At 68.4% G+C, this 20,209-nt stretch carries 20 protein-coding genes and 1 pseudogene; 10 read left to right on the forward strand and 11 right to left on the reverse strand.

Annotation, left to right across the window (positions count from 1 at the left end; genetic code table 11):
- Positions 1–3: 3 nt before the first annotated feature.
- On the reverse strand, positions 4–831 hold the full coding sequence (locus ASF43_RS07585) for an ABC transporter substrate-binding protein (RefSeq protein ID WP_056178492.1): 828 nt from the start codon (positions 829–831) through the stop codon (positions 4–6).
- Between the two features lie 245 nt (positions 832–1,076).
- Here ASF43_RS07585 and ASF43_RS07590 point away from each other — a divergent pair, with 245 nt between their 5' ends.
- Genes ASF43_RS07590 through ASF43_RS31605 form a run of 3 tightly spaced genes read left to right on the forward strand, consistent with a single transcriptional unit; the run spans position 1,077 to position 2,220 of the window.
- Entirely contained in the window at positions 1,077–1,559 is a 483-nt protein-coding gene (locus ASF43_RS07590; protein WP_255358100.1) for a nucleotidyltransferase family protein, read from the forward strand.
- A 44-nt stretch (positions 1,560–1,603) separates the two neighbouring features.
- Entirely contained in the window at positions 1,604–1,948 is a 345-nt protein-coding gene (locus ASF43_RS31600; protein ID WP_235578183.1) for a hypothetical protein, read from the forward strand.
- Complete coding sequence (locus ASF43_RS31605; protein ID WP_235578181.1) at positions 1,915–2,220, forward strand: hypothetical protein; 306 nt, start codon at positions 1,915–1,917, stop codon at positions 2,218–2,220. Before ASF43_RS31600 ends, ASF43_RS31605 begins: the two co-directional genes overlap by 34 nt.
- Positions 2,221–2,231: 11 nt before the next feature.
- On the opposite strand, the gene ASF43_RS07600 is transcribed toward ASF43_RS31605, so the two are convergent.
- Together ASF43_RS07600 and ASF43_RS07605 are read right to left on the reverse strand one after the other, a co-directional pair.
- Positions 2,232–3,194: a tripartite tricarboxylate transporter substrate binding protein gene (locus ASF43_RS07600; protein WP_056178500.1), complete on the reverse strand. Its 963-nt coding sequence runs from the start codon at positions 3,192–3,194 to the stop codon at positions 2,232–2,234.
- Positions 3,195–3,315: 121 nt separating this feature from the next.
- On the reverse strand, positions 3,316–4,404 hold the full coding sequence (locus ASF43_RS07605) for a tartrate dehydrogenase (RefSeq protein WP_056178503.1): 1,089 nt from the start codon (positions 4,402–4,404) through the stop codon (positions 3,316–3,318).
- Between the two features lie 164 nt (positions 4,405–4,568).
- On the opposite strand from ASF43_RS07605, the gene ASF43_RS07610 reads away from it, so the two are divergent.
- Positions 4,569–5,204: a DUF938 domain-containing protein gene (locus ASF43_RS07610; RefSeq protein ID WP_056178789.1), complete on the forward strand. Its 636-nt coding sequence runs from the start codon at positions 4,569–4,571 to the stop codon at positions 5,202–5,204.
- Positions 5,205–5,220: 16 nt separating this feature from the next.
- Here ASF43_RS07610 and ASF43_RS07615 read toward each other — a convergent pair whose 3' ends face one another.
- From ASF43_RS07615 to ASF43_RS07650, 8 genes are all read right to left on the reverse strand, one after another.
- Positions 5,221–6,762, reverse strand: coding sequence for an acetolactate synthase large subunit (locus tag ASF43_RS07615; protein ID WP_056178506.1), 1,542 nt, complete (start codon positions 6,760–6,762; stop codon positions 5,221–5,223).
- A 61-nt stretch (positions 6,763–6,823) separates the two neighbouring features.
- Positions 6,824–7,855, reverse strand: a complete 1,032-nt coding sequence (locus ASF43_RS07620) for a Gfo/Idh/MocA family protein (protein ID WP_056178510.1) — start codon at positions 7,853–7,855, stop codon at positions 6,824–6,826.
- A gap of 84 nt (positions 7,856–7,939) precedes the next feature.
- Positions 7,940–9,238, reverse strand: coding sequence for a TRAP transporter large permease (locus ASF43_RS07625; protein ID WP_056178513.1), 1,299 nt, complete (start codon positions 9,236–9,238; stop codon positions 7,940–7,942).
- Positions 9,239–9,251: 13 nt separating this feature from the next.
- Positions 9,252–9,854 (reverse strand): TRAP transporter small permease, encoded by a 603-nt coding sequence (locus ASF43_RS07630; protein WP_082497688.1) that lies wholly within the window; start codon positions 9,852–9,854, stop codon positions 9,252–9,254.
- A gap of 48 nt (positions 9,855–9,902) precedes the next feature.
- On the reverse strand, positions 9,903–10,871 hold the full coding sequence (locus ASF43_RS07635; RefSeq protein ID WP_056178516.1) for a TRAP transporter substrate-binding protein: 969 nt from the start codon (positions 10,869–10,871) through the stop codon (positions 9,903–9,905).
- A gap of 48 nt (positions 10,872–10,919) precedes the next feature.
- Complete coding sequence (locus ASF43_RS07640) at positions 10,920–11,813, reverse strand: SMP-30/gluconolactonase/LRE family protein (protein WP_056178520.1); 894 nt, start codon at positions 11,811–11,813, stop codon at positions 10,920–10,922.
- A gap of 4 nt (positions 11,814–11,817) precedes the next feature.
- A complete protein-coding gene (locus ASF43_RS07645; RefSeq protein ID WP_056178522.1) occupies positions 11,818–12,651 on the reverse strand; it encodes an NAD(P)-dependent oxidoreductase in 834 nt (277 codons plus the stop codon).
- A gap of 128 nt (positions 12,652–12,779) precedes the next feature.
- The gene (locus ASF43_RS07650) at positions 12,780–13,802 is read right to left on the reverse strand and encodes a LacI family DNA-binding transcriptional regulator (protein ID WP_056178525.1); all 1,023 of its coding nucleotides are present in this window, start codon (positions 13,800–13,802) and stop codon (positions 12,780–12,782) included.
- Between the two features lie 139 nt (positions 13,803–13,941).
- On the opposite strand from ASF43_RS07650, the gene ASF43_RS07655 reads away from it, so the two are divergent.
- The 6 genes and pseudogenes from ASF43_RS07655 to ASF43_RS07680 all read left to right on the forward strand — a co-directional run bounded on the left by ASF43_RS07655 (position 13,942) and on the right by ASF43_RS07680 (position 20,144).
- The gene (locus ASF43_RS07655; RefSeq protein ID WP_056178528.1) at positions 13,942–14,796 is read left to right on the forward strand and encodes a FadR/GntR family transcriptional regulator; all 855 of its coding nucleotides are present in this window, start codon (positions 13,942–13,944) and stop codon (positions 14,794–14,796) included.
- Positions 14,797–14,898: 102 nt separating this feature from the next.
- Positions 14,899–15,870 carry a tripartite tricarboxylate transporter substrate binding protein gene (locus ASF43_RS07660; RefSeq protein ID WP_056178531.1) on the forward strand — a complete coding sequence of 324 codons (972 nt, stop codon included), beginning with the start codon at positions 14,899–14,901 and terminating at the stop codon, positions 15,868–15,870.
- Between the two features lie 171 nt (positions 15,871–16,041).
- Complete coding sequence (gene kdgD / locus ASF43_RS07665) at positions 16,042–16,953, forward strand: 5-dehydro-4-deoxyglucarate dehydratase (protein WP_056178536.1); 912 nt, start codon at positions 16,042–16,044, stop codon at positions 16,951–16,953.
- 51 nt (positions 16,954–17,004) lie between these two features.
- A complete protein-coding gene (locus ASF43_RS07670; RefSeq protein ID WP_056178538.1) occupies positions 17,005–17,454 on the forward strand; it encodes a nuclear transport factor 2 family protein in 450 nt (149 codons plus the stop codon).
- Between the two features lie 23 nt (positions 17,455–17,477).
- Positions 17,478–18,691, forward strand: a pseudogene (locus ASF43_RS07675) (enolase C-terminal domain-like protein).
- Positions 18,692–18,707: 16 nt separating this feature from the next.
- Positions 18,708–20,144 carry an aldehyde dehydrogenase family protein gene (locus ASF43_RS07680; RefSeq protein WP_056178541.1) on the forward strand — a complete coding sequence of 479 codons (1,437 nt, stop codon included), beginning with the start codon at positions 18,708–18,710 and terminating at the stop codon, positions 20,142–20,144.
- Positions 20,145–20,209 lie beyond the last annotated feature (65 nt).

The following is a 20,209-nucleotide window of genomic DNA, read 5'->3' on the forward strand; positions in this document are numbered from 1 at the left end:
AGGTCAGCCGGCGATCTTGTCGGTTTCGAACTTGAAGGTGCGCGTGGGCGAGTTGGTCTTGGTGTTCGGGCCGAACCACTTCATGTAGAGCTTCTCGCCGCCGCCGGCCTTCTCCAGCTCGCGCAGCGTCTCGTCGACCACGGCCTTGAGGCCTGTCTCGCCCTTCTTGATGCCCAGCGCCAGCGGCTCCACGCTGAGGTTCATCGGCAGCATCACGTAGTCCGCGCCCTTGGGGCCCAGCTTGGCAATGTCCACGAACAGGCTCAGCTCGTCGTTCACATAGGCCACGCCCTTGCCCTGTTGTAACGCCAGGAAGGCCTGCTGCGAGTTCTCGTACGTCACCACCTCGGCGGTCGGCACGGCCTTCTTGATGTTGGGCTCCTGCGTGCCGCCCTTGGCCGTCAGCACGCGCTTGCCGGCCAGCTCGGGCACGTCCTTCACGCCGCTGGCCTTCTTGACCAGGGCCTTCTGGCCGGTCACGAACGTGGTGAGCGAGAAGTCGATCTGCGCCTCGCGTTCCTTGTTGTGCGTGAGCGATGCGGCCAGCAGGTCCACGTGACCTTGCTGCAGCTCGGGGATGCGGGCCGCCACCGCGATCTGCTTGAACACGGGCTTGACGCCCAGCTTCTTGGCGATCGCCTGGCCCAGGTCGACCTCATAGCCCACGAGCTCGCGCGTCTTCGGGTCCAGGAAGCTGTTCGGCTCGTCCGTGCCCAGCACGCCGATGACGATCTGGCCCTTTTGCTTGATGTCGGCCAGTTGGTCGGCTTGGGCGGCGCCCGCGAACGCGAGACCAGCGGCGAGCAGGGAGGTGAAGAGGCGGCGTTGCATGAGAGTCGGTCTCCGAAATGTTTGGTCACACATGGGGCCGGCTGCCACCGTGGCAGCCCGGTTCCGGGGTGCGAGCTTAACGTTGAATCGGGGCGCCGCGAACGAAGCTTGACGCATGACCAAATGCGTCGGCCGACCCACGGAGAATCCACGCACCATGCCGCTGACCGCTGACCGCCGACGCCTTCGTTGCCAACGCCCTGGCCAACCCTGTCAACGCAGAACTGATCGGGCGCCTGCGCGCGCTGCAGCTGCGCCAGTGCCATCTGGCCGCGGGCTGCCTGTTCCAGGCGACCTGGAACCGGGCCTCGGGCCAGAGCGCCGGCTGGGGCGTGAAGGACTACGACGTGTTCTATTTCGACGACCGCGACCTGTCGTGGGAGGCCGAAGACGCCGTCATCGCGCGCGTGCAGGCCGCAGTCGCCGACCTGGGCGTGCAGGTCGAGGTCAGGAACCAGGCGCGCGTGCACCTGTGGTACCGGGAGCGTTTTGGTGACGACTATCCGCAGCTGCGCTCGTCACGCGACGGCATCGACCGCTACCTGGTCGCCTGCACCTGCGTGGCCATCGACGTGGCGGACGGCACGCTGTACGCGCCGTATGGCCTGGAGGAACTGGGGCAGGGCGTGCTGCGCATGAACCCGCTGATGCCGCAGCGCGAGATGTTCCTGCGCAAGGCCATGAACTACCAGGCGCGCTGGCCGTGGCTGCGCATCGCTGAAGGTTGATGGACCGGTTGCCCCCGCATGCGGCCAAGTGCTATACCCGCGCCATGCCGACTCGCCCACCGTTCGGCCTGAACCTGCGCAGCTACGCCGCGGACGGGAGCGCGGGCCGCCACGACTTCGCGCAGCTGGTACTGCCGGTTGCGGGCCGCTTGCAAGGGGACATCGGCGGGCGCGAGCAAGTGCTGCGCGAAGGGCAGGACGCGTTCGTCGCACCTGGCATGCGACACGCGCAGACGGGCCAGGGCGCTCACCGCGCCCTGGTGCTGGACCTGGACGACACCCAGCTGGGCGCAGCTGCGCCTGCAGCGCGTGCGCGAGTGGCTGGCCCACTGAGCGGCCAATCGCCGAGCTGGCCCTGGCGGTCGGCTACTCGAACCAGAACGCACTGACGCGCGCGATGCGGCGTGCCACCGGGCTCACGCCCGCCGCGTGGCGCCGCCAGGCAGGAGACCGGCCTCAAACACGGCAGTCCAGGCCGATACGGCCGCGCGCCGACCTGCGACAGTGCCGGAATGACCTGTGCTGCACTTTCTTCCCACGGACCCGATCGCAACACCTGGACCGGCGTCGCCTGCGGCGTGGCGGTGGGCACGCTTGCCGCCTGGGCGTGGTGGCGAGCGTGCGGTCCTGCGTGCAGGCGCACCGGCCGCGGCGCGGCTGATCGCGGCAACTTCACTCGATCGCGACCTTGGCCTCCTTCACCAGCTTCGCGTACCTGGCCGTGTCGTCCTTGATCTGCGCGGCCATCTGCTCGGGCGTGTTGCCCACGGGCTCGGCGCCGATCTCTTCCATGCGCTTCTTGAACTCGGGCGAGTGGATGATCCTGACCATCTCGGTGTGGAGCCGGGCCACGACATCCTTGGGCGTGGCCGCGGGCGCGAGGATGCCGAACCAGGTGCCCTGGTCGAAGCCGGCCATGCCGGACTCGGCCAGCGTGGGCACGTCGGGCAGGGTGCTGGAGCGTTTGGCGGTGGTCACTGCCAGCGCGCGCAGCTTGCCGCCCTTGATGTGCTGCACCATGGGCGTGAGCGTGTCGAACGACATGTCGACCTGGCCGCCCAGCAGGTCGGTCGTCAGCGGCGCGCTGCCCTTGTAGGGCACGTGCAGGATGTCCACGCCGGCCAGTGCGGCGAACTGCGTTCCGATCAGGTGCTGCACCGTGCCGTTGCCGTTCGAGCCATACGAGAGCTTGCCCGGTGTGGCCTTGGCCAGCGCAATCAAGCTCTTGACGTCGGTGGCCGCGGACTTGGCGTTGACCACCAGCACGTTGGGCACCAGCGCCACGGTGGTGATGGGCGCGAAGCTCTTCTCGAAGTCGTAGGGCAGCTTGCGGTAGACGCTTGTGGCGATCGTGTGGTGCACCGCGCCCATGAGCAGCGTGGTGCCGTCGGGCTTGGCCTTGGCGACGAAGTCCGCGCCGATGGTGGCGCCAGCGCCGGGCCGGCTCTCCACGATGACAGGCTGGCCCAGCGCCTGCGACAGCGGCGTGCTGAGCGAACGCGCCAGCGCGTCCGAGCTGCCGCCGGCCGGGAAGGGCACGATCAGCGTGATGGGCTTGCTGGGGAAGGCCTGCGCGACGGCGAGGCCACAGGACAGGGCCAGCGCCAGGGCGGTGAAGGTGGTGCGACGGTTCATGCGTGTCTCCAGGAATGGGCGGGCAAAGGAAATCCCCGCAGCGCTGGTGGCTGCTGCCGGGGCGTCAGCGGAGGAGCTGTCTTGCTCCCTCTCCCCAAAGGGGCGAGGGAGCAACAAGGCGTCAGGCGGCCTTGCGCTGCGGCTGTGCGCCGACCAACTCGCAGACCGCGCGCGTCACGTCGGCCGTGGTCGCCTGGCCGCCCAGATCACGCGTGTGCAGCTTCGGGTTGGCCGTGACCTGCTCGATGGCGGCCATGACCTGCTTGGCAGCGTCGAATTCGCCCAGATGCTCCAGCAGCATCACCACCGACCAGAAGGTGCCCACCGGGTTCGCCAGGCCCTTGCCCATGATGTCGAAGGCCGAGCCGTGGATGGGCTCGAACATGCTAGGGTAGCGGCGCTCGGGGTCGATGTTGCCGGTGGGCGCGATGCCCAGGCTGCCGGCCAGCGCGGCAGCCAGGTCCGACAGGATGTCGGCATGCAGGTTGGTCGCCACGATGGTGTCCAGCGTGGCCGGGCGGTTGATCATGCGGGCGGTGGACGCGTCCACCAGTTCCTTGTCCCAGGTGACTTCGGGGAACTCCTTGCTGACCTGCAGTGCGATCTCGTCCCACATCACCATGGCGTGGCGCTGGGCGTTGCTCTTGGTGATGACAGTGAGCAGCTTGCGGGGACGGGACTGCGCCAGCTTGAACGCGAAACGCATGATGCGTTCGACGCCGGCGCGGGTCATCATGCTCACGTCGGTGGCGGCTTCGATCGGGTGGCCCTGGTGCACGCGGCCGCCCACGCCGGAGTATTCGCCCTCGGAGTTCTCACGCACGATGACCCAGTTCAGGTCGTCGGGGCCGCAGCGCTTGAGCGGGCCGTCGATGCCGGGAAGGATGCGCGTGGGCCGCACGTTGGCGTACTGGTCGAAGCCCTGGCAGATCTTCAGGCGCAGGCCCCACAGCGTGATGTGGTCGGGGATGTGCGGGTCGCCGGCCGATCCGAACAGGATGGCGTCCTTGCCCTTGAGCGCTTCCAGGCCGTTGGCCGGCATCATCTCGCCGTGGGCGCGGAACCAGTCGCCGCCCCAGCCGAAGTCCTCGAACTCGAATTTGAACTGGCTGCTGGCTGAGGCCAGGGCCTGCAGCACTTCGCGCCCGGCGGGCACGACTTCCTTGCCGATGCCGTCGCCGGGGATGGTGGCGATCTTGTACGTCTTCATGGTGTGTCTCCTAAAGGGTGTGGTGAAGGGGTGGACGAACTGTAAGAAAGCCTGTGCGCTTTGATCGCGCTCCAAGGCAATCCATCTTTAACCTGTGTTCAATGCTGGATGGCACGCCGCCAGCTGCTGGCTACCATGCCCCACGCCACCACTGCGAGATCTCCATGCCCCCAGCCCCCCTCGACCACACCGCTGCGCAGGCCCAGCGCAGCCTCGCCTCCGAGCGCAACAGACAGCCCATCCTGGAAGTGTTGCAGCGCGTGCTGCCGGCCAGTGGCGCGGCGCTGGAGATCGCCAGCGGCACGGGCCAGCATGTGGCCTTCTTCGCGCGGGCGTTGCCGCAGTGGACCTGGCAGCCCAGCGATGCCGTGGCCGATGCATTCGGCTCCATCCGTGCCTGGTGCGCGCAGCTGGGCGTGGCCAACGTGCGCGCGCCGGTGGTGCTCGACGTGACGCACCAGGACTGGCCGGCCGCGGCATCTGCAGGCTGGGACGCCATCTACTGCGCCAACATGCTGCACATCGCGCCCTGGGCCGCGTGCGAAGGTCTCATGCGCGGCGCTGCGCGCCACCTCGGCGCGCAGGGCCAGCTGCTGACCTACGGGCCGTACCTGGAGCAGGGCGTGCCGACCTCGCAGGGCAACCTGGACTTCGACGCCGACCTGCGCCGGCGCCATCCGGCCTGGGGCATCCGCGCGCGGGAGGATGTGCAAGCCACCGCTGCATCGGCGGGGCTGCGCCTGGTACAGCGCGTGCAGATGCCAGCGAACAACCTGCTGCTGGTGTTCGGGCGGGCCTGAACGGGCGACGGCGCCTTCAGATCGCCAGCTCGATCAGGAACGGCCCGCTGCGGCCAAAGCTCTGGCGCATCAGGTCGGCACACTGCTCCAGCGTGGTCGCACGCGCGGCCTCCACGCCCATGCCATGGGCCAGCTGCACCCAGTTCAGGTCGGGGTTGCCCAGGTCGAGCATGCGCATGGCGGTGTCGCCGGGCTTGGCGCCCACGTTGCCGTATTCGCCGATCAGGATGTTGTACTTGCGGTTGGACAGGATGACCGTGGTGCAGGGCAACTGCTCGCGCGCCTGCGTCCACAGCGCTTGCAGCGAATACATGGCCGAGCCGTCGGCCTGCAGGCTGATCACGCGGCGCTGGCCCTTGGCGCCGATCGCCGCGCCCGTGGCCACGGGCAGGCCGTCGCCGATGGCGCCGCCGGCCAGGTGCAGCCAGTCGTGCGCGGGCGCCGCATGCGTGTGCTTGTAGAAGCCGCGGCCGAAGGAGACGCTTTCGTCCGACACGATGGCGCCCTCGGGCATCACGGCGGCCAGCGTCTGGGCCAGGCCCTCGGGCGTGGGCGCGCCGCGCACGATGGCGGGGCGCGGGCCGGGGTCGGGCAGGGCCGCCTCGGGCGCGCCCAGCGCTTCCACCAGCGCCTGCAGCGCGGCCTCTGGATCCTGGTCGGGGCGCGACAGCACATGCAGTTGCGCCGTGTCGGGGTACTGCGTGGACGGCTTGCCGGGGTAGGCGAAGAAGCCGACCGGCGGCTTGGCGTTGACCAGCACGATGTGCGCGTAGCGGGCCAGTGTCTGGATCGCGAGGTCGGTCACATAGGGCACGCGTTCGAGCTGCAGCCGGCCCTGGCCGCGCTCGACGTGGGCGGTGACGAAATCGGCCAGCAGGCTGGCGCCGGTGGCCTGCGCCACGCGCCAGGCCAGGGCCTGCGAGCGGCCGCGCACGGCACGGCCAGCCAGCAGCACCAGCACGGGCTGGCCGCTGCGCAGGGCGCGCGCGGCGCCCTCCACGGCATGCGGGTCCAGTGCGGGCGCGGGCTGCGGCGCCAACGCGTCGGCGACGACGCCGCCTTCGTCCCACGACGCGTCGGATGGCAGGATCAGCGTGGCCACCTGGCCCTGCGCGCTGCGGGCGGCCTGCACGGCAGCGGCTGCGTCACGGCCCACGTCCTGCGCGCGCATGCTGGTCTGCACCCAGGCCGAGACGCTGCGCGCCAGGCCGTCGGTGTCGGCCGTCAGCGGCGCGTCGAAGGGGCGGTGGTAGGTGGCCTGGTCGCCCACGATGTTGACGATGCCGCTGCGCGCGCGGCGCGCGTTGTGCAGGTTGGCCAGGCCGTTCGCCAGGCCCGGGCCGCAGTGCAGCAGCGTGCTGGCCGGCTTGCCGGCGATGCGGTAGTAGCCATCGGCCATGCCGGTGACCACGTTCTCCTGCAGGCCCAGCACGCAGTGCATGCCGGGGATGTCGTCCAGCGCGGCCACGAAGTGCATCTCGCTGGTGCCAGGGTTGGCGAAGCAGGTGTCCACGCCGGACTTCAACAGGGTATGGACCAGGCTCTGCGCACCGTTCATCAGTTCACTCCTTGGGGCTGGATGGATTGCGAAGCCGCCCATTGTGAACAGGCCTGCATTCTCAGAGTGTCACGGCCGCGCCTGTGCGCGACGAGCGCACGATGGCGTCGATGAGCCGGTGCGCGGCCAGGGCCGAGCGCCCGGCGGTGAGCGGCGCGCGCTGCTGCGCGATGGCCTGCACGAAATCCTGCAGCACGGCGCGGTGGCCGGCGTGGTCGAAGCCCATGAGGTTGGCGCCCGAGCCCGACGCCTGGGGCTGGCCCACGAGCAGCGGCTCGGCGCCCGGCCGCTCCACGCGCAGCGCGCCGGCCTCCAGCGTTGCCGTGCCGCGTGCGAAGTTCAGCGCAATGCGTTCGGGGTAGCCGGGGTAGGCGGCCGTGGTCGCGTCGACCACGCCGACGGCGCCGTCCGCCCACTGCAGCAGCGCGCCCGCCGTGTCCTCGGTCTCCATGCGGTGCAGCCGTGTGCCGACCAGGCCCGTGACGCGTGCGGGCGCGCCGGCCAGGTGCAGCAGCAGGTCCAGCGTGTGGATGGCCTGCGTCATGAGCACGCCGCCGCCGTCACGCGCCAGCGTTCCGCGGCCGGGCTGGTCGTAGTAGCTCTGCGGGCGCCACCAGCGGATGGAGGCGCTAGCGCTCAGCAGCTCGCCGAGTTCGCCGGCCTGCAGCATGCTGGACAGGTGCAGCGCGGCCGGGCTGGCGCGGTGCTGCAGCATCACGGCCAGCTGCACGCCGTGGCGCTCGCAGGTGGCCACGAGTTGCTCGGACTGCGCGAGCGTGAGTTCCAGTGGCTTTTCGACCAGCACGTGCTTGCCGGCGGCGGCGAGCTGCTCGACGATGTGCAAATGGGTCTGCGGTGGTGTGAGCACCAGCGCGGCCTGCACGCTGGCGTCTGCCAATACGTCGTCAAGGCGTGTTGTGACGGTGGCGCCGACGGGCAGGCCGGCCGCCGCGACGCGCTGCGCATCGCGGCCCCAGACCCACGCCACCTCGACCTCGTCGCGCAGGTCGTGCAGGCTCTTGAAGTGCGGCGGCGAGGCCACGCCGGCGCCGATGACGGCGACGCGCAGGCGCTGGTTGTGCTGCTGGTGCATGACGATCGACTCCTCCTCACAATGAAAAACGGGGCTCACGAAGAGCCCCGTCGCAACGCAGCCTGCGATGGCCGCTGCGCCGGTTTACTTGGGCGCGTTCAAGAGGTTGGGCAACCACAGCGAGAACGCAGGCACGTAGGTCACCAGCATCAGGCAGGCCGTCAGCGCGCCGTAGAAGGGCAGGATGGATTTCATCACCTGCCCCACCGAGACCCCGCCGATGGCGCACCCCACGAACTGCGTGACCCCCACCGGTGGCGTGTTCAGGCCGAGCGCGCAGTTGATCAGCATCACGATGCCGAACTGCACCGGGTCCATGCCGAAGTGCTGTGCGATGGGCAGGAAGATCGGCGTGCAGATCAGGATGGTGGCGGCCATGTCCAGGAAGGTGCCCAGCACGAACAGCAGGATGTTGATCATCAGGAAGATCATCCACGGGCTGGTGGTGACGGACTGCATCAGCTCGCCGGTCTTCTGCGGCACTTCGTACAGCGCCATGAAGTAGCCGAAGGCCGAGCTGATGCCGATCAGGAGCAGCACCACGCCAGTCGTCTTGCAGGCCTTGGCGCAGGCCTTGAGGAAGTCCTTCCACGACAGCGAGCGGTAGACCAGCACGGTGACGAGCAGCGCCCACAGCACGGCGGTGGCGGCCGACTCGGTGGCCGTGAAGATGCCCGACAGGATGCCGGCCAGGATGATGACCACGATCAAGAGGCCCGGCATCGCGCCCAGGAAGGAGACGACGACTTCCTTCCAGCCCGGGAACTTGCCGCGCGTGGGGTAGCCGCGCTTGACGGCCACGTAGTAGGCGGCGATCAGGTTGCAGATGGTCAGCAGCAGGGCCGGGATCACGCCCGCCAGGATCAGGCTGAACACGCTGACCGAGGCGATGCCCGTGGTGGCCAGCGTGAAGATGATCAGGTTGTGCGAGGTGGGCATCAGCGCACCGACCAGGGCCGCGTGCGTGGTCACGTTCACGGCGTAGTCGGCGTCGTAGCCTTCCTTCTTCATGAGCGGGATCATCACCGAGCCCATGGCCGACACGTCGGCCAGCGGCGAGCCGGCGACGCCGCCGAACAGGGTGCAGCCGATCACGTTGCTCATGCCCAGGCCGCCGCGCACGTGGCCGACCAGGCTGTTGGCAAAGCGCACGATGCGGTCGGCGATGCCGCCGTAGAGCATGAGCTCGCCGGCGAACACGAAGAACGGGATCGCCAGGAACGAGAAGATCTGCATGCCGCCCACCATCTTCTGGAAGACGATGGCGATCGGCATGCCGGAGAACAGCACGGTGGCGACGGAGGCCAGGCCGATGGAGAAAGCCACCGGCACGCCCAGGACGAGCAGCACCGCGAAGCTGATGGAGAGGACTGTGAGTTCCATGTCGTTCTTTCGGTCAGTACCAGGACGGCACGACTTCTTCGTGGCGCAGCAGCGCGATGATGTGTTCGATCGAGAACATCACGATCAGGGCGCCGGCGATCACCAGCGAGAGGTAGTCGATGCCCACGGGCATGCCGAGCATCGGGTCGAGCTCGTCCCACTTGAGCCGCGTCCACAGCCAGCCGCTCTGGACCATGATGCAGCCGAACAGAGCCACCAGCGCGTGGATCAGGATCTCGATCTTCAGCCGCAGGCCCTCGGGCAGCAGCGAGACCAGCGACTCCAGGCCGATGTGGCCGGCGTCGCGCACGCCCACGGCCACGCCCAGCGCGGTCACGTACAGCACGAGCTGCAGCGCCAGGGCTTCGGCCCAGGTCGGCGTATCGTTGAAGACGTAGCGGCCGACCACCTGGACCTGCACGCTGACGATGATGCCGATCAGCCCGAGGATGGCGACGACCAGGCTGGCCTTGCTGAGCCAGCCGCACAGGCGCGAGTAGGCATGCGTGGCGGGCGGGCGATCGGTGTGGGCAAGCGTGGGGTCGATGCCCGGGGCGACCGGCGCGGCGATGGCGCTGGTGGCGGCCGCGTGGACCGACGGCGGTGGGGTGTTCATGGTGTGATCTGTGTGGGCGCCGGCCCGCCTGGGGCCGGCGGGTTCGACTTACTTGTTGTCCTGCACGGCCTTGACGAGGCGTTGCAGGTCGGGCGTGGTGATGAACTTGGCGTACACCGGGGCCATGGCGGCCTTGAAGGAGGCCTTGTCCACGTCCTTCACGATGGTGGAGCCGGCCTTGGTCACCACGTCCAGTGCCTTGGCTTCCTGCTCGTCCCACTTCTGGCGCTGGAAGATCACCGATTCCTTGGCCGCGGCGCGGAACATGGCCTGGTCGGCCGGCGTCATCTTGTCGAAGATGGCCTTGGAGATGACCAGCACTTCGGGCGCCATGGAATGCTCGGTGTGCGAATAGAACTTCACCGCTTCGTAGTGCTTGAAGCCTTCGTACGAGGGGATGTTGTTCTCGGCCGCATCGATCAAGCCGGTCTTGAGCGCGGTGTAGACCTCGCCCGTGGGCATGGGCGTGGCGTTGGCACCCATGGCGCCGACCAGCGAGACCCACAGGTCGGACTGCTGCACGCGGATCTTCAGGCCCTTGGCGTCGGCCAGGGTCTTGACCGGCTTCTTGGCGTAGATGGAACGCGCGCCGCTGTCGTAGAAGGCCAGGCCCACGAGGCCCTGGCTTTCGCAGCCCTTCAAGATCTCTTCGCCGATGGGGCCGTCCAGCGTCTTGCGCATGTGGGCGATGGAGTCGAACAGGAAGGGCATGGTGGGCACCAGGCTCTTGGGGCAGATGGAGTTCAGCGAGCTGATGTTGACGCGGTTCATCTCCAGCGCGCCGATCTTCACCTGGTCCAGCGTTTCCTTTTCGGAACCCAGGGCGCTCTTGTTGAAGACCTTGATCTTGTACTTGCCGTTGCTCTGCTTGGCCAGCACGTCGCTCATGTGCTTGACCGCGGCGACCGTGGGGTAGTCGTCGCTGTTGTGCACGTCGGCGGAACGGAAATCGGCAGCCTGGGCGCCGATGCACAGGGCGCCGGCGGCCAGTGCGAGAAGGGTGCGGTGGAACTTCATTTGTCTTCCTCTGTGGTGGTGGGTGGCGAAAGGGGGGATGGTGGCGGCTCAGCCGCCGAAAGTGGGTTCGGGCAGACCCTGGGTGAGCGGGTTCAGCGCGAACACGCCGCCGGCCAGCGGCTGGTCGGACAGGTCGCCGCCGGGGCGGATGGAGGTCACGAACAAGGTGTCCAGCCGCGGGCCGCCGAACGCGCACATGGCGGGCTTCTTGACGGGCACGCTCAGCGAGCGGTCGAGCCGGCCATCGGGCGTGAAGCGGTGGATGAGGCCCGCGTCGTTGCCGCAGATCCAGTAGCCGCCGTCCACGTCGATGGCGGCACCGTCGGGGCGGCCGGGCAGGGGGTTCATGTCCACGAACACGCGGCGGTTGCGGGGCGTGCCGGTCTCCAGCTCGTAGTCGAAGGCCCAGACGGTCTGCACGGTGGGGTGCGAATCGGACAGGTACATCGTCTTGCCATCGGGGCTGAAGGCCAGGCCGTTGGGCACGATGAAATCGTTCAGCTGCGCGGGCAGGGCGGTGTCGCCCGCGCCAAAGCGGTAGAGCGCGCCGGCGCGGATGCCGGCCGCCATGTCCAGGCACATGGTGCCGGCCCAGAAGCGGCCCTGGCGGTCGCAGCGGCCGTCGTTGAAGCGCATGGCGGGGGCGGCGTGGGCGACAGGGGCCAGCAGCTTGGCGGCCAGGCGGCCGTCGTCTTGTGGCGACAGCGCGAAGATGCCGGTTTCCATGCCGGCGATCCACTGGCCGCTGGCGCCAGCGCGGGCCGCGATGCAGGCCGGCATTTCGTCGGACAGCCAATGCGAATGGCCTGCGCCCTCGGACCAGCGGTGCAGCGCACGCCCGGGAATGTCGACCCAGTACAGCGCCTGTTCGTCCGCGCGCCAGACCGGGCTTTCGCCCGTGCCGTTGCGTGCGTCGACGATGAGTTCTGCCGTGCTGCTCATACGGTCAATCGCCGAACGGGCCCTGGGCCGTGAACGCGCCGCCCTGGTAGATGGCGTTCGGGTCGTTGGCCGCCACGGGCGGCTGGGCCTCGACCTTGGCGCGGAACGGCTCCGAGCTGTCCTTGGGCGTCCAGCCCAGGTGCGCGGCGGCAGTGTTGTCCCACCACACGTTCTTGTTGGCCGAGGCGCCATAGACGATGGTGTGCTGCACGGCCGGCGTGAACAGCGACTTCTCGATCAGCGAGGTGAGGTCGTCGTAGCTGAGCCAGGTGCTCATCATGCGGCGGTTGAGCGGCTCGGGGAACGAGGAGCCGATGCGGATGCTGACGGTCTCGATGCCGTAACGGTCGAAGTAGAACTGCGCCACGTCTTCGCCGAAGGACTTGGACAGGCCGTAGTAACCGTCGGGCCGGCGCAGCGCCGACGCGTCCAGCGCCTCGGTCTGCTTGTGAAATCCGATCACGTGGTTGGAGCTGGCGAACACCACGCGCTTCACGCCATGGCGGCGCGCGGCCTCGTACAGGTGGAAGACCCCCTTGATGTTGGCCTCCAGGATCTCCTCGAACGGCCGCTCCACCGAGACGCCGCCCAGGTGCACGATGGCGTCGCAGCCGGCCACCAGCGCATCGACGGCCGCCTTGTCGGCCAGGTTGCAGGGCACGACCTCCTCATGCGCGCCGCGCGGCTCGCCGAGCGCGGCGATGTCGGACAGGCGCAGCGTCTGCGCGAAGGGCACGAGGCGTTCGCGCAGCACCTTGCCCAGGCCGCCGGCGGCGCCGGTCAGGAGCAGGCGCTGCAAACGGGCGGGCGCTGGATCGGAAGGCTTGAGTGTGGACATGAGGCTGGCCGTTGGAATCTGGGTTTTTGGAAACCAGGTAAACGTTTACCCGATCGCTAAAAAAATTCGCCACGAGGGGCAGGGGCTCGATGTTCGGGCGCAGTGGCGGCGCCGTCAAGACGCTTTTGCTAAGCGTTTACCCTGGGTTTTCGGGCCCGGGTGGATTCGCGTGCGACGACGCGGCTTTGCAGGATGTCGTCCTCCGGCGCCGTGGTCTCGCCCTTGATCACGCCCAGCAGCCGGCGCATGGCCAGCTCGCCCGTGGCCTCGCCCATCATGTCCACACTGGTCAGCGCCGGGCTCACCAGGCGGCCGTAGGCGATGTTGTCGAAGCCGGCCACCGAGACCTGCTCGGGCACCTTGATGCCCAGCGACTTGGCCTCCAGCAAGATGCCCATGGCCAGCAGATCGTTGTAGGCCACGATGGCATCGTCCAGGCCCTGCGACAGCAGGATGGTGGAGGCCAGGCGCTCGCCTTCCTCGGTGGAGGGCGCGCCGGCATCGAACACGCGCAGCGACAGATCGGCACCCTCGAACGCATGGCGCAGGCCGTGCTCGCGTTCCACGCTCCAGCGCGCGCCCGAGAAGCCCAGGTAGCTGATCTTGCGGTGCCCCAGGTCGCGCAGGTGGCGGCCCAGCATCACGCCGGCCGTGTAGTTGTCGCAGCCCACGCTGTGGTGTTCGGCATAGCTCGAGGGCCGGCCATAGAACACCACCGGCGTGCCGCTCTGGAACAGGGTTTCGATGACGGGCGCCGGCAGCCGCGAGCTGACGATCAGTCCGTCGACGCGTCGGAACAGCGACTGCAACACGCTCAATTCCGGCGAGGTGCTCTCGGCCGCGTCCGCGATGATGAGGTTCAGCGCCGCGCCGGCTGCCACGCGCGAGGCGCCCTTCACGAGGCTGGTGAAGTAGGGGTTGCGGATGTCCAGGATGATGACGCCGACGTTGCCGGTCTTGCCGGTGATCATGCCGCGCGCCATCGGGTTCAGCGAATAGCCCAGCTCGCGCACCGCGCGCGCCAGGCGGGCCTCCACCTCGGCCGTGAAGCGCTGGTTGCCGTTGACGAACTTGGAGACGGTCGCGGTCGAGACCTGTGCCGCTTCGGCGACATCTTTGAGGGTGGCGGCGCGCCGGCGCGGGACGTTCATGGGCGGTGCATTCGGTGGATGGCAGGGGCCCGACGATGCCACAGCCGCGCGGCGACGGGGCGTGGAATGCGCGGTGGCTCGCCCGGACGTGGTCTTGTCATAAGTTGTCATACAACAGCGGCGGGACTATCATGGCCGCATGTCCACACTGTCATCGGGGCCTGCCGCCGGGCCCGAAAACACCGCCGCGGCGCCCGACGCGGCCTCCCAGGCAGCCGTGTTCGGCAGCGCCGCGCCGCGGCGCCGTTCGCGCGGGCTGGCGCACGGCCTGGTGGATGACCTGGGCGAGAAGATCCGCGGCCAGCAGCTGCGCCCTGGCGACAAGCTGCCCACCGAGTCGGCCATCATGCAGGCCTATGGCGTGAGCCGCACGGTGGTGCGCGAGGCGCTGTCCAAGCTGCAGGCCTCCGGCCTGGTGGAAACGCACCATGGCGTCGGCACCTTCGTGCTGCAGCCGCGCGCGGCGGGCATGTTCCGGCTGGACCCGGCCGACATCGCCACCACCGTCGACGTGCTGGCCGTGCTGGAGCTGCGCATCAGCCTGGAGACCGAATCGGCCGGCCTGGCGGCCCTGCGCCGCACCGAGGAGCACCTGGCCGGCATGCGCCAGGCACTGGACGAATTCGAAAGCAGCGTGGCCGCGTCGGGGGATTCGGTGTCGGCCGATTTCCGCTTCCACCTGCAGATCGCGCAGGCCACGGGCAACCCGTACTTCGCCGACATCATGAGCCACCTGGGCACGACCATCATCCCGCGCACGCGCGTCAACGCGATCCGCAACCACGACCGGCGCGGCGAATACCTGGTGCGCGTCAACCGCGAGCACGAGGAGATCTACGCCGCCATCGCGCGGCGCGATCCCGACTCGGCGCGTGCCGCCATGCGCATCCACCTGACCAACAGCCGCGAGCGCCTGCGCCTGGCCCAGCAGGCCGCCAAGGACGAGGCGCAGCAGGGCGGGACCACGGGCGCCGCCGAGCCGGCGGCCCGCTGAGCCGTTGCAAAGAAATACTTGGCAGCGTCCGCGATTGGTTGTACGATGACTGACGACGACGCGCTGGCGCTCGTCGCACCCGCATCCAACCGGAGACACCCCATGGGTCTGAATCGTCGTGACATTCTTCTGGGCGCTGGCGCGCTCGCGAGCGGCCTGCCCCTGGCCGCCCAGACCAAGGACTGGCCGAACAAGCCCATCCGCATCGTCGTGCCCTACCCACCCGGCGGCTCGTCGGACATCATTGCGCGCGCCGTCAGCGTGCAGCTGGCCGAGCTGCTGAAGACCACCGTGCTCGTGGAGAACAAGCCCGGCGCCAACGGCAACCTGGGTGCCGATTTCGTCGCCAAGTCCGCACCCGATGGCTACACCCTGCTGCTGTGCGACGTGGGCGCGCTGGCCATCAGCCCCTCGGTCTACACCAAGCTGCCATTCGACCCGTCCAAGGACCTGCGTGGCGTGACCATGCTGGCCTATTCGCCGCACCTGCTGGTGGTGCACCCCTCCGTCAAGGCCAACAACTTGAAGGAGCTGGTCGCGCTGTCCAAGACCAAGGACCTGAACTTCGCCGTGACGGCCAGCGGCAGCGCGCCGCACTTGGCCGGCGTGGCGCTGGAACGTGCCAGCGGCGCCAAGTGGGTCTACGTGCCCTACAAGGGCGGCGTGCAGGCCATCCAGGACACCGTGGGCGGCCAGACCGATGTGCTGATGAATGGCATGCTGGCCACGCTGCCGCATGTGCAGAGCGGCAAGCTCAAGCTGCTGGGCGTGTCCAAGTCCACGCGCATGCCGCTGGTGGGTGACACGCCCACCATCGCCGAGCAAGGCGTGCCGGGCTACGAGTCCGGCACCTGGCAGGGCGTGCGCGTGGCGCGCGGCACGCCGGACGCCATCGTCAACAAGCTCAACCAGGCGCTGATCACCGTGATCCGCTCGGCCGACATCCGCTCGCGCCTGGCCGGGCAGGGCGCCGAGGTCGTGACCATGGCGCCGGCCGAGGAAGAGCAGTTCTTCGCCAAGGAGCGTGCCCGCTGGGCTGCCGTGGTGAAGGCCGCCGACATCAAGCTTGACTGACCCCCGTTTGGACTTCTCACTGCGTGTAGAAGTCCCATCCCCCCTCAGGGGGCGCCGCCAGCGGCCTGGCAGAGCCAGATCCGCGGCGTCTGCTGGCATGGCCTGCTCCGCGGCCGCCTGATCTGTTGCACGCAAAGCCGTTTGCTTTCTTTTCTACTCGAGGACACCAACATGAATCCGCAAGAACTCAAATCCATCATGGGCTCCGGCCTGCTGTCGTTCCCGATCACCGACTTCGACGAGCAGGGCAACTTCCGCCCCAAGACCTACATCGAGCGACTGGAATGGCTCGCACCCTACGGCGCCAGCGCGCTATTCGCAGCCGGCGGCACGGGCGAATACTTCTCGCTGGCCGGTGAGGAATACAGCCAGGTCATCAAGACCGCGGTCGAGACCTGCCGCGGCAAGGTGCCGATCATTGCCGGCGCCGGCGGCCCCACGCGCATGGCCATCGCCCATGCCCAGGAAGCCGAGCGCCTGGGCGCCCACGGCATCCTGCTGCTGCCGCACTACCTGACCGAAGCCGGCCAGGAAGGCTTGGTCGAGCATGTGGCCCAGGTCTGCAAGAGCGTGAAGTTCGGCGTCATCGTCTACAACCGCGACCGCACCAAGCTCACGCCGAAATCGCTGATCGAGCTGGCCGAGCGCTGCCCCAACCTAGTCGGCTTCAAGGACGGCGTGGGCAACATCGAGACCATGTCCTCGATCTTCATGGCGCTGGGCGACCGCTTCGCCTACCTGGGCGGCCTGCCCACGGCCGAGGTCTATGCCGCGGCCTACAAGGCACTCGGCACGCCGGTGTACTCGTCGGCCGTGTTCAACTTCATCCCCAAGACGGCGATGGACTTCTACCATGCGGTCGCCAACGACGACATGGCCACGCAGCACAAGCTGCTCAAGGACTTCTTCATGCCTTACCTGGCCATCCGCAACCGCGTGGAAGGCTACGGCGTCAGCATCATCAAGGCCGGCGCCAAGATCGTCGGCCATGACGGCGGCCCGGTGCGCGCACCGCTGTCCGACCTCAAGCCCGGCGAGATGGAAGAGCTGGCGGTGCTGATCAAGAAGCTCGGCCCGCAGTAAGCCGCCCGCGGCGCTGCACCCAGAACAATCCACAACAGAGGAGACAAGCAGATGATGCGCAAACTGTTCCTGACGGCGGCCGCGGCCGCCCTGGTCGCCGGCTGTGCCGGCATGCCCGCGGGCGGCGGCACCAACGATGCCGCCGCCGTGGCTGCCGCTGCCGAGAAGCTGCGCGTGGCCATGGTCGACCCCACGCGCCCTGCGCTGGATGCACTGGTGGCCGACGACCTCAGTTACGGCCACTCGGCAGGCAAGGTCGACACCAAGGCCAGCTTCATCGCCGACCTGATGGACGGCAAGTCCGACTTCGTGACGATCGCCATCAGCGAGCAGACCATCAAGCTCGTGGGCGACGTGGCCATCGTGCGGCACACGCTCACGGCCGACACGCTGGACGCAGGCAAGCCGGGCAAGGTCAACATCAAGATCCTGGGTGTATGGCAAAAGCAGGGCGGACAGTGGAAACTGCTGGCCCGCCAGGCCGTGCGCCCGCCGGTCTGATCCTTCGCTCACCAGGAAGCCCGATGTCCACCCCCATCGTCACCGAACTGCGTGTCGTGCCCGTCGCGGGCCACGACGACATGCTGATGAACCTCTCGGGCGCGCACGGCCCGTTCTTCACGCGCAACATCCTGATCCTCAAGGACAACGCCGGTAACACCGGCGTGGGCGAAGTGCCCGGCGGCGAGAAGATCCGCCAGACGCTGGACGATGCGCGAGGCCTCATCGTGGGCCAGCCCATCGGCAACTGGCAGGCCGTGCTGAACGCCATGCGCACGCAGTTCGCCGAGCGCGACGCGGGCGGGCGCGGCACCCAGACCTTCGACCTGCGCGTGGCCATCCACCATGACCCCGGCCGCCATCGTGCGCCTGGCCGAGGCCGCGCAGGAGCGCTACGGCTTCCAGGACTTCAAGCTCAAGGGCGGCGTGCTGGCCGGCGACGACGAGGTCGATGCCGTCACCGCGCTGCACGAACGCTTCCCCGAGGCCCGCGTCACGCTCGACCCGAACGGCGGCTGGCTCCTGAAAGACGCCATCCGCTTGGGCCAGCGCATGCGCGGCGTGGTCGCCTATGCCGAAGACCCCTGCGGTGCCGAAGGCGTGTTCTCGGGTCGCGAAGTCATGGCCGAGTTCCGCCGCGCCACCGGCCTGCCCACGGCCACCAACATGGTCGCCACCGACTGGCGCGAGATGGTGCACAGCCTGTCGCTGCAGTCGCGTCATGGCCGAGTTCCGCCGCGCCACCGGCCTGCCCACGGCCACCAACATGGTCGCCACCGACTGGCGCGAGATGGTGCACAGCCTGTCGCTGCAGTCGGTCGACATCCCGCTGGCCGACCCGCATTTCTGGACCATGGCCGGCTCGGTGCGCGTGGCCCAGCTGTGCCAGGCCTTCGGCCTCACGTGGGGCTCGCACAGCAACAACCATTTCGACATCTCGCTGGCCATGTTCACGCACGTGGGCGCGGCGGCCCCCGGCAAGGTCACGGCCATCGACACGCACTGGATCTGGCAGGACGGCCAGCGGCTGACGAAAGAGCCGCTGAAGATCGAAGGCGGCTACGTGCAGGTGCCTAAGAAGCCGGGCCTGGGCGTGGAGCTGGACATGGCCGAGGTCGAGAAGGCGCACCAGCTGTATTTGAAGCACGGCCTGGGCGCGCGCGACGACGCACAGGCCATGCAGTTCCTCATTCCGAACTGGAAGTTCGACAACAAGCGGCCGGCCTTGGTCCGCTGAAAACTGGAGTGAATCGATGGCAAATCATGACAACCTGATCAACGGCGAATGGGTCGCGGGCAAGGCCTACAGCCCCAACCTGAACCCCAGCAACCTGGCCGACGTGCTGGGCCAGTACACGCAGGGCGATGCGTCGCAGGTCGATGCAGCAGTTGCTGCCGCCACCGCCGCGTTCCCCGCCTGGGCCACGGGCTCGGTGCAGGCACGCAGCGATGCACTGGACAAGATCGGCACCGAGATCCTGGCGCGCAAGGAAGAGCTGGGCACGCTGCTGGCGCGCGAAGAGGGCAAGACCAAGGCCGAGGGCATGGGCGAAGCCGCCCGCGCCGGCCAGATCTTCAAGTTTTTTGCCGGTGAATGCTTGCGCCTGTCGGGCGAGACGCTGCCCTCGGTGCGCCCCGGCATTGGCGTGGAAATCACGCGCGAGCCCGTCGGCGTCGTCGGCCTGATCACGCCCTGGAACTTCCCCATCGCGATTCCCGCATGGAAGATCGCGCCGGCGCTGGCCTTCGGCAACTGCGTGGTCCTGAAGCCCGCCGACCTCGTGCCCGGCAGCGCCTGGGCGCTGGCCGAAATCATCAGCCGCTCGGGCATCCCGGCGGGCGTGTTCAACCTGGTGATGGGCCGCGGCAGCGTGATCGGCAATGCGCTGGTCGGCCATGCCGGCATCCACGCCATCAGCTTCACCGGCTCCACCGGCGTGGGCCGTGCCATCGCGCTGGAATGCGTGAAGGCCGGCAAGAAGGTGCAGCTCGAGATGGGCGGCAAGAACCCTCAGATCGTGCTGGACGACGCCGACCTGAACCAGGCCGTGGAACTGAGCGTGCAAAGCGCGTTCTACTCCACGGGCCAGCGCTGCACGGCATCGAGCCGCCTCATCGTCACCGACGGCATCTACCCCAAGTTCATCGAGGCGATGCAAGCGCGCATGGCCAAGATCAAGGTGGGCGACGCACTGGCGCAAGGCACGGACATCGGCCCCGTCTCCAGCCAAAGCCAGCTCGACCAGGACCTGGAATACATCGCCATCGGCAAGGGCGAAGGCGCCACGCTGGCCGCAGGCGGTGAGCGCCTGAAGCTGGACACGGACGGCTTCTACATGAGCCCCGCGCTGTTCAGCGAAAGCGCCAAGACCATGCGCATCAACAAGGAAGAAATCTTCGGCCCTGTTGCCAGCGTGATCCGCGTGAAGGACTACGAAGAAGCGCTGGCCACGGCCAACGACACCGAGTTCGGCCTGTCCGCCGGCATCGCCACCACCAGCCTGAAGTACGCCACGCACTTCAAGCGCCACAGCCAGGCCGGCATGGTGATGGTGAACCTGCCGACCGCGGGCGTGGATTACCACGTGCCGTTCGGTGGCCGCAAGGGTTCGAGCTACGGCCCGCGCGAGCAGGGCAAGTACGCGCAGGAGTTCTTCACCACGGTGAAGACGGCGTACACGCTGGCCTGATCGACTCAGCCTGACGACGGCGCGGCAGCTTCGGCGGCCGCGCCGTTTTTCCGTTTGCGCCAGGT

It is taken from the genome of Pseudorhodoferax sp. Leaf267 (assembly GCF_001422405.1).
Taxonomy (GTDB): domain Bacteria; phylum Pseudomonadota; class Gammaproteobacteria; order Burkholderiales; family Burkholderiaceae_C; genus Pseudorhodoferax.